This is a genomic window from Bariatricus massiliensis (genome assembly GCF_900086725.1).
In the GTDB taxonomy this organism is placed as follows: domain Bacteria; phylum Bacillota; class Clostridia; order Lachnospirales; family Lachnospiraceae; genus Allocoprococcus; species Allocoprococcus massiliensis.
The window spans coordinates 12,966-28,862 of record NZ_LT574838.1 but is presented as its reverse complement, the minus strand read 5'-3'; the positions used below and the strand labels follow the sequence as shown (position 1 = coordinate 28,862).

Below are 15,897 nucleotides of genomic sequence, written 5' to 3'. Positions count from 1 at the left end.
CACTTATTTATTTTATGCGATTAAATAATGCTTGTCAATACATATTTCCCATTTTTTTGTGAAAAATAGCATTAGCAGTAAGTGTGAAAATATTTAACAGGGGGAAAATCATGGTCGAGAAGTATAGTATCCGAACAGACCTTGCGCTGGAGCAGAAGGAACGGTTCGAGTCTGACAACGTAGAAGTACAGGGGGTCATTCTGGAAGAAGAGTACGATGAAGAGCGGGAAATTCGTGTCACTACCGTGAAGATCGAGACAGAAAAGGGAGCCAAAACGATGGGAAAGCCGGTTGGAACCTATATTACTATGGAAGCGCCCAACATGGCTGTTCCGGATGAAGAGTATCATCGGGAAGTTTCAAAGGAATTGGCAGAATTTATCAAAGGCATGGTGCCTGAAAAAAAAGAGAGCTATCAAGTTCTGGTAGTAGGGCTGGGGAACAGGCAAGTTACGCCGGATGCATTGGGGCCCTATGTTGTGGATAACTTAAATATCACAAGACATATTTTCAAAGAATATGGAAGATATGCTATGGGCGATGATGAAATGGAGATAGTGAGCGCGATAGTACCAGGGGTCATGGGGCAGACCGGGATGGAGACTGTAGAGATTATACGGGGCGTAGTAGCGGAGACAAAACCGGATTTTGTCGTTGCAATCGACGCGCTGGCGGCCAGAAATTCGCGGAGGCTGAACAGGACGGTACAGATAGCGGACACGGGCATCAACCCGGGTTCGGGAGTCGGCAACCACAGGAATGGAATCACGAAAGACACGGTCGGGATACCAGTCATCGCTATCGGGGTGCCAACGGTTGTGGACGCGGCGACTATTGTCAATGATACAATGGAAAATCTTCTGCAGGCGCTGGAATCATCGGAAGCGCTGAAGGGGGTGGGGCTGGTCATGCAGGGATACAGTGCAGCAGAAAAATATGAACTGGTAAAAGAGCTGATTTCTCCACATTTGAATGGAATGTTCGTGACACCGAAGGATATCGACGATACGGTAAAACGGATTAGTTATACTATATCGGAGGCCTTGAATATATTGTTTTCAGGAACCGCCACCGCATAAAGTGCCGGGGAGACGCATAAAATGTGTAGATACAAATGCCAGACTACACTGAAAACGGGGCGAAAGCATGAAAAAATGGCGGGTAAGCACGATGCTTATATGTCTGATTATTTGCATATTGGGTGGATACCTTATGAGGGAGGGCGGAAGTCAGATTCTGCGCTCCCTGAAAATACAACTTTTTCAAGAAATACAAGAAAGTGCGGAGCAGACATATCTTCCCGCTATTGCCTACAGCAATAAAAAGACAGAAAGAGAACCGGCTGAGAAGTGGCTTACCAGACTGGCAATGAATATGATTCCTCTCGGTGGGTATATACAGGAGAAAGAAAATGGGGAAACGGCTGTGGAGGATGAGGCCACCTATGAAATGCTGGTGAAAAAGCAGGCAGAAGATGAAAATACAGTGGACGCGAACGGGAATCTGGTCGGGGAAGACAACAGTGACGAGACACAGCAGGCTTCGGTGCCCGCAGTGGATCTGTCTATCGAGAAGTTGAGTAACTTTGATTATTTAATCAGTAATTTCTATACAGTAGACAGTGTGACATATGTGGAGCCTTCGGATTTGAATGTACCGGAGCTGATGTCCAAGGATTTACGGATAAATACAGAGAGTGAAGGGCCGAAAGTCCTGATATTCCATACTCACTCGCAGGAGACATTTGTAGATTCCGACGGAGACCCAGCCACCAGTATTGTCGGTGTTGGGCGTTACCTCGCCGACCTGCTCAACAATAAATATGGAATTTCCACTATGCACCACGAGGGTGTATATGATTTGATAGATGGCAAACTTGACCGGAGTGAAGCATATGAGCTTGCAAAGCCCGAGATAGAGCAGATTCTGAAAGATAATCCGAGTATTGAGGTAGTCATTGATTTACATAGGGACGGGGTAGGAGAGAGTACGCATCTTGTAACGGACATTAACGGAAAACCGACGGCCCAGATTATGCTTTTCAATGGAATGTCCAGAACAAGAACAAACGGGGACCTTGCGGGAATGGGAAATCCGTATATCCAAGATAACCTTGCGTTTTCTCTGCAGATGAAGATTGCCGCGGAAAAAACTTATCCCGGCTTCACAAGACGTAATTATCTGAAGGGATATAAATATAATATGGATTTAATGCCTAAAATGCTGCTGATAGAGGCAGGAGCCCAGACGAACACGCTTCAGGAGATGAAAAATGCCATGGAGCCGCTGGCGGAAATCTTGAATCAAGTTATTAAATAAGAACTGTTGTTCGCAAAAAGAAAATATGTTACACTAGAAATAGTTTATAAAACATTACGCATATGAATGGATAAGGAGAGAGACGAATGAATATAGGAATTATGGGAGCGGGCGTCATCGCAGAAAAGATGGCGCTGACACTGAACTTGATGGAGGATGCACACTGTTATGCGGTGGCTTCCCGGAGTGCTGAGAAGGCAGAAGCTTTTGCCAAAGCTCATAAAGTAGAGAAGGCTTATGGAGATTATGAAGAGATGCTGAAGGATGAGACGGTGGAGCTGGTCTACATAGCCACACCTCATTCCCACCACTATGACTGCGCTAAGCTTTGTTTAAAGTACAATAAGCCGGTATTGTGTGAAAAGGCTTTTATGGCCAACGCTAAGCAGGCGGAAGAGATTTTGAATGCATTTGAACAAAAAGGCGTGTTTATCACGGAAGCCATATGGACCAGATACTTGCCGAGCAGACGGATGATCGACGAAGTAGTCACGTCAAAAGAGCTGGGAGAGGTCACTTTTGTGACAGCCAACTTAGGATATGATATACAAGGTGTGGAGAGACTTCAGAAGCCTGAACTTGCGGGAGGGGCATTGCTGGATGTGGGCGTCTATCCTTTGAACTTTATCAGTATGGTGTTGGGAAACGAAGTGGAGGAGATTACTTCTACCTGCACAAAGACGAAGACTGGCGTGGATGAACAGAATGCGGTTATATTAAAGTATAGAGGCGGAGCTATGGCTGTCGCCCACAGTGGGCTGCTGTCAGCCACAGAGCAGAACGGTATTGTATATGGTACAGAAGGTTATCTTATAGCAGAAGAAATCAATAATGTCCAGAATATTAAAGTTTATACGAAAGACAGAAAGCTTAAGTGGGAGAAGCATGTGCCAGAACAACTCACTGGGTTTGAGGATGAAGTGCGGGCCTCTATAAAAGCGATCAAGGAAGGAAAGCTGGAGTGTGAAGAGATGCCTCATGGGGAGACCCTTCGTATCATGGAGATGATGGACGGCCTGCGGGCAGAATGGGGAATACAATATCCATTTGAACGTGAATAATTCCCACCTATTGACAAGCGGGGAAAATTTAGGATAAAATTCATTAGAGTTGAACGAGGGCTGGGCCCTTAGACAGAATACCAAGAAGTTGATTGAAGAGAGGAAACAAGATTATGGCAAAGCAATCTACATATGATGCGGACAGTATTTCCATATTGGAAGGGCTGGAGGCGGTCAGAAAGCGCCCGGGAATGTATATTGGCAGCGTGAGTACGAAGGGACTGAACCATCTGGTCTATGAAATCGTAGACAACGCAGTGGACGAGCATCTGGCCGGCGCATGTGATTTAATAGAAGTATCGCTTGAGAAGGATGGCTCTGCCACAGTCACAGACAATGGCCGTGGTGTTCCAGTGGGGCTGCACGCAAAGGGAGTCTCGGCGGCGCGTATCGTCTATACGACGCTTCATGCGGGCGGTAAGTTCGATGATTCGGCATATAAGACGAGTGGAGGGCTGCACGGAGTGGGCTCTTCCGTTGTAAACGCGCTCTCTACGTACATGGACGTGAAAATCAGCAGGGACGGCGCGGTCCACCATGACAGATATGAAAAGGGAATTCCGGTAATTGAGCTGGAGGACGGTATGCTTCCCGTGATAGGGAAGACGAGAAAGACGGGGACTTGTGTGAACTTTCTGCCGGACCCTACTATTTTTGAGAAGACAAGGTTCCGGGAGGAGGAGATCAAAAGCCGTCTGCATGAGACCGCTTATCTGAACCCGGAGCTTACGATTATATTTAATGATAAGAGAAAAGAGCCTCAGGAGAGGGTGGAATTCCATGAGCCGGAGGGGATTCTCGGATTTATCCGCGATTTGAATTCTAAAAAAGAAGTGATACATGAACCGGTATATTTCAAGGGTGAAAATGAAGGGGTCGAGGTGGAAGCCGCCTTTCAGTATGTCAATGAATTCCACGAGAATGTGCTCGGCTTCTGTAACAATATATACAATGCAGAGGGCGGCACCCATTTGACGGGATTTAAGACGACCTTCACAACAATCATGAATCAGTATGCCAGAGAACTGGGAATCTTAAAGGAGAAGGACAATAACTTTACCGGGGCAGATGTAAGAAACGGTATGACGGCTATTATATCGATCAAACATCCTGATCCCAGATTCGAGGGACAGACGAAGACAAAACTCGACAATCAGGATGCCGCCAAAGCCACCGGTAAGGTGACAAGCGAGGAAGTGCCCAGATATTTTGACCGGAATCTGGAGACTTTGAAAAAAGTGCTGTCCTGTGCAGAGAAGGCCGCAAAAATAAGAAAGACCGAGGAGAAGGCAAAGACGAATCTTTTGACGAAGCAGAAGTACTCTTTCGACAGCAATGGGAAGCTGGCCAACTGTGAGAGCAGGGATGCTCAGAAATGTGAGATATTCATTGTGGAGGGAGATTCTGCGGGAGGTTCCGCTAAGACTGCGAGGAACCGTATGTTTCAGGCAATTCTTCCCATCCGGGGCAAGATTCTGAATGTGGAGAAGGCAAGCATCGATAAGGTGTTGGCGAACGCTGAGATCAAGACGATGATTAATGCGTTCGGATGTGGATTTTCGGAAGGCTACGGCAATGACTTCGATATCAGCAAGCTCCGCTATGACAAGATTATTATCATGGCGGATGCGGATGTGGACGGGGCGCACATCTCCACCTTACTGCTGACCCTATTCTACCGGTTCATGCCGGAGCTGATATATGAAGGACATGTCTATGTTGCCATGCCGCCTTTATATAAAGCAATGCCGAAAAAGGGCGAGGAAGAGTATCTGTATGATGACAAAGCACTGGAGGACTATCGGAGGAACCACAGCGGGCCGTTCACGCTGCAGCGCTACAAGGGACTTGGCGAGATGGACGCTCAGCAGCTCTGGGAGACCACGCTGGATCCGGAGACGAGGCTGCTGAAGCGGATTGAGATTGAAGATGCAAGAATGGCGTCCAGTGTGACCGAGATGCTGATGGGTACGGAAGTTCCGCCGAGACGGGCGTTTATTTATGAGAATGCCAGCGATGCAGAGCTGGACATATAGGGGGTGAGATGAGATGGAGGATTCACAGATAATCAGGACTGAGTATTCGGATTTGATGAAAAAATCATATATCGACTATGCCATGAGTGTCATCGTGGCCCGGGCGCTCCCGGATGTGAGGGACGGGCTGAAACCGGTGCAGAGAAGGACATTGTACGATATGTATGAGCTTGGCATCCGTTATGACAAGCCGTACCGGAAGTGCGCCCGTATTGTGGGCGATACGATGGGTAAATATCATCCCCACGGAGACAGCTCCATTTATGAGGCGCTGGTGGTGATGGCGCAGGAGTTTAAAAAGGGCATGGTTCTTGTGGATGGGCACGGAAACTTCGGCTCTATCGAAGGGGACGGCGCGGCGGCCATGCGTTATACAGAGGCACGTCTGGCAAAGATTACACAGGAGGCCTATCTGGCCGATCTTGACAAGGATATCATAGATTTTGTACCGAACTTTGACGAGACAGAAAAAGAACCTGCCGTCCTGCCTGTACGGCTCCCCAATCTGCTGGTCAATGGGGCGGAGGGGATTGCCGTCGGCATGGCCACCAGTATCCCTACACATAACTTAGGCGAAGTGGTGGACGCGGTCAAAGCCTATATGAAGAATGATGAGATTACGACGAAGCAGCTGATGCGCTACATCAAAGGGCCGGATTTCCCCACCGGGGGAATCGTAGTGAATAAGGACGACCTGTTGAACATATACGAGACTGGCGCCGGAAAGATTAAAATCCGGGGAAAAGTGGATGTAGAGGAGCTGAAGGGCGGCAAGAAAAGGATTGTTATCTCGGAGATACCTTACACTATGATCGGGGCGGGGATTGGCAAATTCCTGAATGATGTCTGCAATCTGGTAGAGAGCAAGAAGACCAATGACATTGTGGATATTTCCAATCAGTCTTCCAAGGAAGGAATCCGTATTGTAATTGATGTGAAACGGGATGCGGATGTAGAGAATCTTATCAATATGCTCTACAAGAAAACCCGTCTGGAAGATACTTTTGGCGTAAATATGCTTGCAGTTGCGGAAGGTCGTCCAGAGACGCTGGGGCTAAAACGTATCATTGAACATCATGTGGACTTTCAGTTTGAGCTGGCTACAAGAAAGTATAACACGCTCTTGAAGAAGGAGCTTGACCGCAAGGAGATACAGGAGGGGCTGATCAAAGCCTGTGACGTCATCGATTTGATTATTGAAATCTTAAGAGGAAGTACTTCCGTCAAGGATGCCAAGGTATGTCTTGTAAGCGGGATTACGGATAATATTAAGTTCAAGTCCAAGATTTCCCAGAAGATGGCCTCCATGCTGCGTTTCACGGAGAGACAGGCATCGGCCATACTGGAGATGCGTCTCTATAAGCTGATAGGGCTGGAAATCGAGGCGCTTCAAAAAGAGCACGAGGAGACGCTGGCCAACATAACGAAATACGAGGATATCCTCAATAACTACGATTCAATGGCCGATGTAATCATAGCGGATCTGGATGCGATTAAAAAGGAGTTCGCCGTCAAGCGAAAGACCGTGATTGAAAATGCCGAGGAGGCAGTGTTTGAAGAGAAGAAGATCGAGGAGCAGGAAGTGGTATTTCTCATGGATCGCTTTGGATATGCCAAGACGGTGGATGTTGCTGTCTACGAGCGAAATAAAGAGGCGGCCGATCAGGAGAATAAGTATATAGTTCACTGTATGAATACCGGGAAACTATGCCTGTTCACTGCGGACGGAAAGATGCATCAAGTAAAAGTGCTTGATCTTCCTTACGGCAAATTCCGGGATAAAGGGCAGCCTATTGACAATGTAAGTAATTATGACAGCACAAAGGAAGAGATTGTTTTCCTCTGCGATGACAGACAATTATTTTATACAAAGTTCCTGTTTACAACAAAACAGGGGATGATAAAGAAAGTGGAGGGCAGCGAGTTCCAAGTATCTAAGCGGACGATAGCGGCGACAAAGCTCCAGCCGGAGGATGCGCTTGCTTCTGTATGCATTGTCAATGACAGTCAGAATGTTGTGTTGATGACGGCGGGAGGCTATGCGCTGAGGTTTACGGCAGAAGAGGTATCCGATAAGAAGAAGGGCGCCGTCGGTGTACGTGGAATCAGACTTCAAAAGAAAGATGAAGTAGAAGCTGTTTTTGTATTTGAAGAAGGAACGGAACAAAAGGTAGTATTTCACGAGAAGGAAATCACCCTGAATCGTCTGAAACTTGCGAAACGTGACGGTGCAGGTACTAAAATCAGAAAGTAGATGAACGGATATGGCTATTGTTGGTATTGATTTAGGGACAACAAATAGTCTTGTCAGTGTGTGGCAGGACAGTGCATGTACATTGATTCCCAACAATCTTGGGGAGTATCTTACTCCGTCGGTAATAGGGATGGATGAAAACGGCGAGATTCTGGTGGGAAAGACGGCGAAGGAGCGTCTGATTTCCCATCCTCAATATACGGTGTCCAGTTTTAAACGTTTTATGGGAACGGAAAAAACATATCTTCTTGGAAAAAAGGTGTTTTCACCGTCTGATTTATCTTCTTTTGTGCTGAAGGAAGACGCAGAAAAATTTCTGGGGGAGCCGGTGAGGGAAGCTGTCGTCAGTGTGCCGGCCTATTTTAATGATTTTCAGCGGAACGCGACGAAAATTGCCGGCGAGCTGGCAGGGCTCAAAGTGGAGCGTATTGTGAACGAACCCTCTGCGGCTGCACTGGCTTATCGTTTTGGCAAGAAGTCGGAGGACGCCACCTTTCTTGTCTTCGACTTCGGAGGAGGAACGCTGGACATCTCCATTGTGGATGCGTTCGACAATGTTATCGAGATTGTAGCCGTGGCCGGGGATAACCGTCTGGGGGGTGACGATTTTAATCAGGCGATTGCGGAAAGATTTTTAATATTACATAATCTGGATGAAGGCGTGCTGTCAAAGGAAGAACGCGCGAGCCTGCTGAAAGAAAGTGAAAAATTAAAAATAGCGTTGTCCGGCAGGAATGAAGCGGATATGGAAATGGTGATCAGAGGCAATATTTATCGAATGCAGCTGGACGGAAAAGGGCTTCTGAACGTTGCGGCGCCCATTCTGGAGCGCATTGGAATCCCGCTGAAGCGGGCCATGGATGACAGTGGATACGGCTGGGAAGATATTGATGAGATTATTATGGTCGGAGGAAGCGCGAAGATGCCGGTCATTCAGAATTATCTGCAGTTCTTGAGTGGGAAAAAGCCACTGTGCGCCATAGACCCTAATGTGGCGGTAGCTGTGGGCGTGGGAATGTACGCAGGAATTAAAGAGCGGATGGAAGCGGTGAAGGATGTACTTTTAACAGACATCTGCCCCTTTACCTTGGGGACAGAGGTGGTGCAGGAGGACCGGAGCGCGCCTCCTGTCATGTCTCCGATTATTGAGCGCAATTCTGTCCTCCCAATCAGCAGGGTATCCAGATGTTACACAGCGAATCCTTTCCAGACAAGCTGCACGATAACGGTTCTTCAAGGGGAACACCGTCTGGCAGAACAGAATCTGTGTCTTGGCAGGATAGAGGTCGAGGTACCCCCGGGGGAGACGGAGATGGACAGGGAAGCCATTGACGTTCGGTATACATACGATATTAATGGCATATTGGAGATAGATGTGACGGTTGTCAGTACACAGGAAACGACCAGCAAAGTGATTGTCAACAAAGCGATACAGCTCTCAGAGGCGGAGATTGAACAGAGAAGGCAGGAACTTCAGAAACTGAAGATTCATCCCCGTGACAAGGAGAAAAACCGGCTTCTTCTGGCAAGGGGAGACCGGATATTTGAAGAGAACACGGGAGAGGTGAGGAAATATGTCGGCCAGTTTTTGGGAGAATTTACAGCGGCACTGAATACACAGGATGACAGAACAATAGAAAAATCATATGTACGGACCTCAGAGCTGTTCGACATTATTGACAATTCGCCAAAAAATTCTGTGATACTAAGAGTGGAGAAATATTTGTATGATGAGTGGAGGCGGAGCCAGTAATGGATTGTTTCGAGGTACTTGGCATTGAGCGGACTGACGAGGTAAAAAAAATCAAACGGGCCTATGCCGCAAAGGCGAAAGAGTGCCATCCGGAAGAATATCCGGAGGAATTCCAGATACTTCATGACGCGTATGAAGAGGCATTATCGACAGCCCGCCAAATGAAGACAGAGCCGGAGCAGCCTTCCTCTGCTGAGAGGGAGGAGACGGCCACACAGCCAGAGCCGGGGAAAACGGCCCCCGCACAGAGTGTGAACCCAGAATGGGAAAAGGAGTTTGAGCGGATTGCCGACGCATCGGACAGGGGCGGATTAAATTGGTGCGTGAGACAGGTTATTGAGGAGTGCAGGAAGTTATATCTGAACGAATCAGAACGGGGAAAACTATATCATTGGAAAGATCTGCTTGAAGAGCCAAGATACGCAGAGGTCTTTTGGACAAAGGAATTCGTTACTGCATGGTATGAATTTTTGGAGAGCCACCATCTGTTCCCCTACCGAATATGGATGTATTTTTCCTCTCAGGACGGCCTGCGCTTTTCCGGTGAACCATATGGGATTCAGCGTTTTCCGTATCAATTGTATATAGAGCAGACACAGGCGGCAGAATCATATCAGGAAACTGCACATGCCGCCGTCAGGAAGAGAAAATTGTCTCCGTCGGTAAAGGGGCTGATTTACATCGCCGCGCTGGTTGGCGCACTGATAAGCGGAGGTGTACTGGGGGTAATTGCCGGACTGATTTTTGGGTAGGAGGAGAGAGGGAATGAAAAAGAAATGGAATCTTTCACTAATTCTTGCGGTTTGTGTTCTCCTTCTTGCGGCCGGGGCAGGATTTTCTTTTGGATTTGATACAGGGCAGATAACCAATGATCAGGCCCGTATCAAAAAAGAATTGAGCAGGGTATCCGTCAGCGGACCAATCGAAATGCGTCAGGTGGCAAGAAGTGACACCGGGAAAATGGAGATGAGTGTTCTAACAGACTATCTGAAGGAATTCCAGAAATATGCGTATACACTAAAGCTGTGCAGTGAGAGACTAGATTTATTAGAAGAAAAACCGGAAGATGCCATGACTATATCCGAAATAAGCTCTATTATGCAGGAGAATCAAAACAGTTATGCTAAGTTAAAGCAGCTGGTAGAGAGACCGCAGGAGTTTCTCCGAGAGAAGATGGCGGAGTACGGCTCAGAGTACAGTCCTTGGATCGAGGATTGGAGCGAGGACTTGGAGGTGACGGAGTGCCGCAGTGTATGGGAAGGAAGCCTCACGGAAGTTTATAACAAAAATCTTGAACGTCTTAAAAAAATATAGGCGGAAATCCTTGCTTTTCACGAAAAGTGGTGCTATACTGATAAAAGTTACATAAGAAACCGGCAGAAGAGTGGACGAAAGTTCACTCTTCTTTTTCGGAATGGGATAAGGAAAGGAAGTTTAAGATTGTCAAAACGAGAAGTGTATGAACAGAAAACAGAGGAAATATTGCTTCCGATAGTTGAAAAACACGGATTTGAGCTTTGGGACGTTGAGTACGTCAAGGAGGGAAGCAACTGGTATTTGCGGGCTTATATTGATAAACCCGGAGGTATTATGGTTGATGACTGTGAGGTAGTCAGCCGTGAACTTTCAGATATACTGGATGAGAAGGACTATATTGAAGGAGCGTATATTCTGGAGGTCAGCTCACCGGGACTTGGAAGGCCGCTCAAAAAGGAACGGGATTTTGCGAGAAGTATCGGTGAAGAGGTGGAAATCCGCACTTACCGGACAATCGACAGACAAAAAGAGTTTATTGGAATCTTAAAAGATTATGATAAAGATAAAGTCACTATTGAATATGAAGACGGCACGCTGAAAACGTTTGAACGCAGTGAAATTGCACTGGTCCGTCTTGCATTTGATTTTTAAGGACAGGAGGAAAAAGGAAAATGAATACCGAATTAATGGAGGCGCTTACTATTCTGGAGCAGGAAAAGGATATCAGCAGAGAGACTTTGATCGATGCCATTGAGAATTCACTGATCAACGCCTGCAAAAATCACTTTGGAAAAGCAGATAATATTAAGGTCATCATGGACAGGGAAACTTGTGATTATTCTTTGATTCAGGAAAAGAAGGTAGTTGAGACTGTGGAAGACGATGTGGAAGAAATAAGTTTGACGAACGCCAAAATGATTGATTCCAAATATGAATTAGGCGATGTGGTGCAGATTCCGGTGGAATCCAAGTCCTTTGGACGTATCGCTACACAGAATGCAAAGAATTTAATTCTACAGAAAATCCGTGAGGAAGAGCGTAAAGTCGTTTACGATCAGTATTTCGAAAAAGAAAAGGATATTGTGACAGGTATCGTACAGCGTTATGTAGGAAAAAATATCAGCATTAATCTTGGGAAAGCAGACGCGATGCTGACTGAGAATGAACAGGTCAAAGGGGAAGTCTTCCAGCCGACGGACAGAATTAAATTGTATGTCGTAGAAGTGAAGAATACCACGAAGGGGCCTAAGATTGTTGTGTCGAGAACACATCCGGAGCTTGTAAAGCGTCTCTTTGAGGCCGAGGTTACAGAGGTGAAGGATGGTATCGTTGAAATCAAGAGCATTGCCAGAGAGGCAGGCTCCCGTACAAAGATTGCCGTGTGGTCCAATGATCCCGATGTGGATCCGGTAGGAGCCTGCGTCGGTATGAATGGCGCCAGAGTCAATTCTATAGTGAATGAGCTTCGGGGCGAGAAGATCGATATTATCAATTGGAGCGACAATCCGGCTATTCTCATTGAAAACGCTCTGAGCCCTGCAAAGGTTATCTCTGTTATGGCAGATCCGGATGAGAAGACGGCAAGCGTTATCGTGCCTGACTACCAGCTGTCTTTGGCAATCGGTAAGGAAGGGCAGAACGCAAGACTTGCCGCAAGACTGACAGGATACAAGATTGATATTAAGAATGAGACACAGGCTATTGAGTCCGGTGAACTTCCGGCGGATTATATGGAGATGCCGATGGAAGATAACTACGACAGCGGATATGCTGAGGAAGAATATACAGAGGGAGATTATGCGGAGGAAGAATATGTACCGGATGATCTGGAGCTGTTTGAAGAATAAATAGGAGTGATTATTTGAGTACAACCAAAAAAATACCTATGCGTAAATGCGTAGGGTGTCAGGAAATGAAGCCGAAAAAAGAAATGCTGCGTGTTTTGAAAACTGCGGAAAATGAATTTGTTTTGGATGCAACCGGAAAAAAGAACGGACGGGGCGCGTATCTGTGCTTCTCAAAGGAATGTCTGGAAGCGGCAATACGTGGAAAAGGTCTGGAGCGTTCTTTTAAGCAGGCTATTCCCGCAGAAGTTTATGAGAACCTGAAAAAGGAGCTGGAACAACTTGAGAATGAATAAAACATTATCTATGATTAGTCTGGCCACCAAAGCCGGGAAAACAAAAAGCGGTGAATTCATGACAGAAAAAGAAGTCAAGGAAGGAAACGCCTGTCTGGTCATAGTCGCCGGCGACGCATCCGAGAATACGAAGAAGAAATTTAAAAACATGTGTGATTTCTATAAAGTGCCAATTTATTTTTATGGAGATAAAGATACCTTGGGGCATGCAATGGGAAAAGAGTTCCGCGCGTCTCTTGCGGTTACAGACGCAGGATTTGCAAAGGGAATCAGGAAACATTTGGATACAGAAGAGAACACGATTGCATAAGGGAGGTAGTTTAATGTCAAAACTAAGAGTATATGAACTGGCGAAAGAGCTTAATAAGACGAACAAGGAGATGCTTACCATGTTGAAGGATAAGGGCATCGAGGTTGCGAGTCATATGAGTACTCTTTCCGATGAACAGATAAGCAGTATGAAAAAGGCGTCTGCACCGAAGGCGGCTGAGCCGGTTGCGGAAGAAGCACCTAAGAAAAAAAATATAGTACAGGTGTTCCGCCCGCAGAATACACAGAATGCCGGCCGCCAAAGACAAGGCCAGCGTCCGCAGGGAAGCGGTCAGGGGCAGCGCCCACAGGGAAGCAGTCAAGGCCAGCGCCCGCAGGGGAACAATCAGGGCCAGCGTCCACAGGGAAGCGGTCAAGGGCAGCGTCCGCAGGGAAGCGGTCAGGGGCAGCGTCCGCAGGGGACTAGTCAGGGACAGCGCCCACAGGGCGGCTACCAAGGGCAGCGTCCGCAGGGAAGTAGTCAGGGCCAGCGTCCACAGGGCGGTTATCAAGGCCAGCGCCCACAGGGAAGCGGTCAAGGGCAGCGTCCGCAGGGCGGCTATCAAGGGCAGCGTCCGCAGGGAAGCGGTCAGGGGCAGCGTCCACAGGGCGGCTACCAAGGGCAGCGCCCGCAGGGAAGCGGTCAGGGGCAGCGCCCGCAGGGCGGCTATCAAGGCCAGCGCCCACAGGGAGGACGTCCGGGTGATGGAAGAAGAGACGGCTATCAGGGAAATCGTGAAGGATATAGAAATGACAGCCGTGACGGACGCAGAGACGACAGAAGAGACGGAGGGCGTGATGACAGGAAAAAGACCGGGCCAGCAATTCCGGCTCCTGCAATCACTGAGCAGAAACCGAGCCGTACAAAACCGAAGGACGCTCACAAGAAAAAAGAATATAAAAAAGACGAACGCGATGACAGAGGGCCAAAAGGGAAAAAAGGCAAGGCTCCCGCTGTTCAGGCTAAGCCTGTAAAACCGCAGCCGAAGAAGGAAGAGCCGGAAGAGAAAATCAAACAGATTATCATACCGGAAAGCCTCACCATTCAGGAACTGGCAGATAAGATGAAGATTCAGCCGTCGGCGATTGTAAAGAAATTGTTCCTTCAGGGCAAAATCGTGACCGTGAATCAGGAAGTAGATTACGACGCGGCGGAAGAAATCGCGATGGAATTTGACTGCCTCTGCGAGAAAGAAGAGGTCATCGATGTAATTGAGGAATTGCTCAAAGAGGATGAAGAGGACGAGAAGAAGATGAAGAAGCGTCCTCCGGTAGTTTGTGTAATGGGGCACGTCGATCACGGTAAGACTTCACTGCTGGACGCAATCCGCGACACAGATGTCACTCAGGGCGAGGCCGGTGGAATCACACAGCACATTGGCGCGTCTGTTGTAAGTGTGAACGGAGAAAAAATCACGTTTCTTGATACACCGGGACATGAGGCGTTCACTGCCATGCGTATGAGAGGAGCTAACTCTACAGATATAGCGATTCTTGTTGTAGCGGCAGACGACGGAGTGATGCCTCAGACTATTGAAGCTATCAACCATGCGAAAGCAGCAGGGATTGAGATTGTAGTCGCAATCAATAAAATAGATAAGCCAAGTGCAAACATTGAACGTGTAAAACAAGAATTGACAGAATATGAGCTGATTCCGGAAGATTGGGGCGGAAGCACGATTTTTGTGCCGGTTTCTGCACATACTAAAGAAGGTATCGACGACCTGATGGAAATGATTCTCCTGACTGCAGAAGTCATGGAATTAAAGGCAAACCCAATCCGCCGGGCAAGAGGTCTGGTAATTGAGGCCGAGCTTGACAAAGGTAAGGGACCGGTTGCCACTGTACTTGTACAGAAGGGAACGCTGCGCATTGGAGATCCGATTGCGGCAGGCTCCGCATACGGTAAAGTCCGCGCGATGATGGATGACAGGGGAAGGCGTGTTAAGGAAGCAGGCCCGTCCATGCCGGTAGAGATTCTGGGATTGAATGACGTGCCGAATGCAGGTGAAGTATTCGTGGCCTGCGGCAATGAAAAAGAGGCTAGAAGCTTTGCCGAGACATTTATCAATCAGGGCAGAGTGAAGATGCTGGAAGAAACAAAGAGCAAGATGTCTCTGGATGATTTGTTCAGCCAGATTCAGGAAGGCAACTTGAAAGAGCTGGGAATCATAGTAAAAGCGGATGTTCAGGGTTCTGTGGAAGCTCTGAAACAGAGCCTTATTAAGATTTCCAATGAGGAAGTTGTAGTAAAAATTATCCATGGCGGAGTAGGAGCAATCAATGAATCTGACGTCAGCCTTGCCGCCGCGTCCAACGCGATTATCATTGGATTCAATGTCCGCCCGGATGCGACCGCAAAAGAGACAGCAGACAGAGAAGGCGTAGATATGAGGCTTTACCGCGTCATCTACAATGCCATAGAGGACGTAGAAGCGGCTATGAAGGGAATGCTTGAGCCGGTATTTGAAGAAAAGGTACTGGGCCACGCAGAAGTGCGTCAGACATTCAAGGCATCCGGAGTCGGGACAATTGCAGGTTCTTACGTACTGGACGGACTCTTTGAGCGTGACTGTACGGTTCGTGTTACCCGTGACGGCGTCGTCATCTATGACGGCAAGCTTGCGTCATTGAAACGTTTTAAAGATGATGTAAAGGAAGTAAAAGCGGGTTACGAGTGTGGTTTTGTATTTGAGCGTTTTAATGATGTGAAGGAAGGCGATCTAGTGGAATCCTTCAAGATGGTTGAAATTCCCAGATAGCCGTAA

13 protein-coding genes are annotated in these 15,897 nt (G+C 47.5%); all 13 read left to right on the top strand.

The genetic code is table 11. The features are described 5' to 3' along the window. The first annotated feature begins 110 nt into the window (after positions 1 to 110). Positions 111 to 1,079, top strand: a complete 969-nt coding sequence (gene gpr / locus BN6465_RS11870; protein WP_066735425.1) for a GPR endopeptidase — start codon at positions 111 to 113, stop codon at positions 1,077 to 1,079. A gap of 67 nt (positions 1,080 to 1,146) precedes the next feature. Then, positions 1,147 to 2,319, top strand: a complete 1,173-nt coding sequence (gene spoIIP, locus BN6465_RS11865; RefSeq protein WP_082891693.1) for a stage II sporulation protein P — start codon at positions 1,147 to 1,149, stop codon at positions 2,317 to 2,319. Between the two features lie 86 nt (positions 2,320 to 2,405). Beyond that, positions 2,406 to 3,380, top strand: coding sequence for a Gfo/Idh/MocA family protein (locus tag BN6465_RS11860; protein WP_066735423.1), 975 nt, complete (start codon positions 2,406 to 2,408; stop codon positions 3,378 to 3,380). Between the two features lie 113 nt (positions 3,381 to 3,493). After that, complete coding sequence (locus tag BN6465_RS11855; protein WP_066735421.1) at positions 3,494 to 5,416, top strand: DNA gyrase/topoisomerase IV subunit B; 1,923 nt, start codon at positions 3,494 to 3,496, stop codon at positions 5,414 to 5,416. A 13-nt stretch (positions 5,417 to 5,429) separates the two neighbouring features. Beyond that, on the top strand, positions 5,430 to 7,670 hold the full coding sequence (locus tag BN6465_RS11850; RefSeq protein WP_066735419.1) for a DNA gyrase/topoisomerase IV subunit A: 2,241 nt from the start codon (positions 5,430 to 5,432) through the stop codon (positions 7,668 to 7,670). A gap of 10 nt (positions 7,671 to 7,680) precedes the next feature. After that, entirely contained in the window at positions 7,681 to 9,423 is a 1,743-nt protein-coding gene (locus BN6465_RS11845) for a molecular chaperone HscC (RefSeq protein WP_066735417.1), read from the top strand. Beyond that, on the top strand, positions 9,423 to 10,175 hold the full coding sequence (locus BN6465_RS11840; protein WP_066735406.1) for a J domain-containing protein: 753 nt from the start codon (positions 9,423 to 9,425) through the stop codon (positions 10,173 to 10,175). Before BN6465_RS11845 ends, BN6465_RS11840 begins: the two co-directional genes overlap by 1 nt. Before the next feature lie 13 nt (positions 10,176 to 10,188). After that, a complete protein-coding gene (locus BN6465_RS11835; protein WP_066735404.1) occupies positions 10,189 to 10,737 on the top strand; it encodes a hypothetical protein in 549 nt (182 codons plus the stop codon). Positions 10,738 to 10,863: 126 nt separating this feature from the next. Continuing rightward, the gene (rimP, locus tag BN6465_RS11830) at positions 10,864 to 11,331 is read left to right on the top strand and encodes a ribosome maturation factor RimP (protein ID WP_066735402.1); all 468 of its coding nucleotides are present in this window, start codon (positions 10,864 to 10,866) and stop codon (positions 11,329 to 11,331) included. A 20-nt stretch (positions 11,332 to 11,351) separates the two neighbouring features. Then, complete coding sequence (gene nusA / locus BN6465_RS11825; protein WP_066735400.1) at positions 11,352 to 12,527, top strand: transcription termination factor NusA; 1,176 nt, start codon at positions 11,352 to 11,354, stop codon at positions 12,525 to 12,527. A gap of 14 nt (positions 12,528 to 12,541) precedes the next feature. After that, positions 12,542 to 12,820 (top strand): RNase P modulator RnpM, encoded by a 279-nt coding sequence (gene rnpM, locus BN6465_RS11820; RefSeq protein ID WP_066735398.1) that lies wholly within the window; start codon positions 12,542 to 12,544, stop codon positions 12,818 to 12,820. Beyond that, positions 12,813 to 13,130, top strand: a complete 318-nt coding sequence (locus tag BN6465_RS11815) for a L7Ae/L30e/S12e/Gadd45 family ribosomal protein (protein WP_066735396.1) — start codon at positions 12,813 to 12,815, stop codon at positions 13,128 to 13,130. Before rnpM ends, BN6465_RS11815 begins: the two co-directional genes overlap by 8 nt. A gap of 13 nt (positions 13,131 to 13,143) precedes the next feature. Continuing rightward, a complete protein-coding gene (gene infB, locus BN6465_RS11810; RefSeq protein WP_066735394.1) occupies positions 13,144 to 15,891 on the top strand; it encodes a translation initiation factor IF-2 in 2,748 nt (915 codons plus the stop codon). The last annotated feature ends 6 nt before the right edge of the window (positions 15,892 to 15,897 follow it).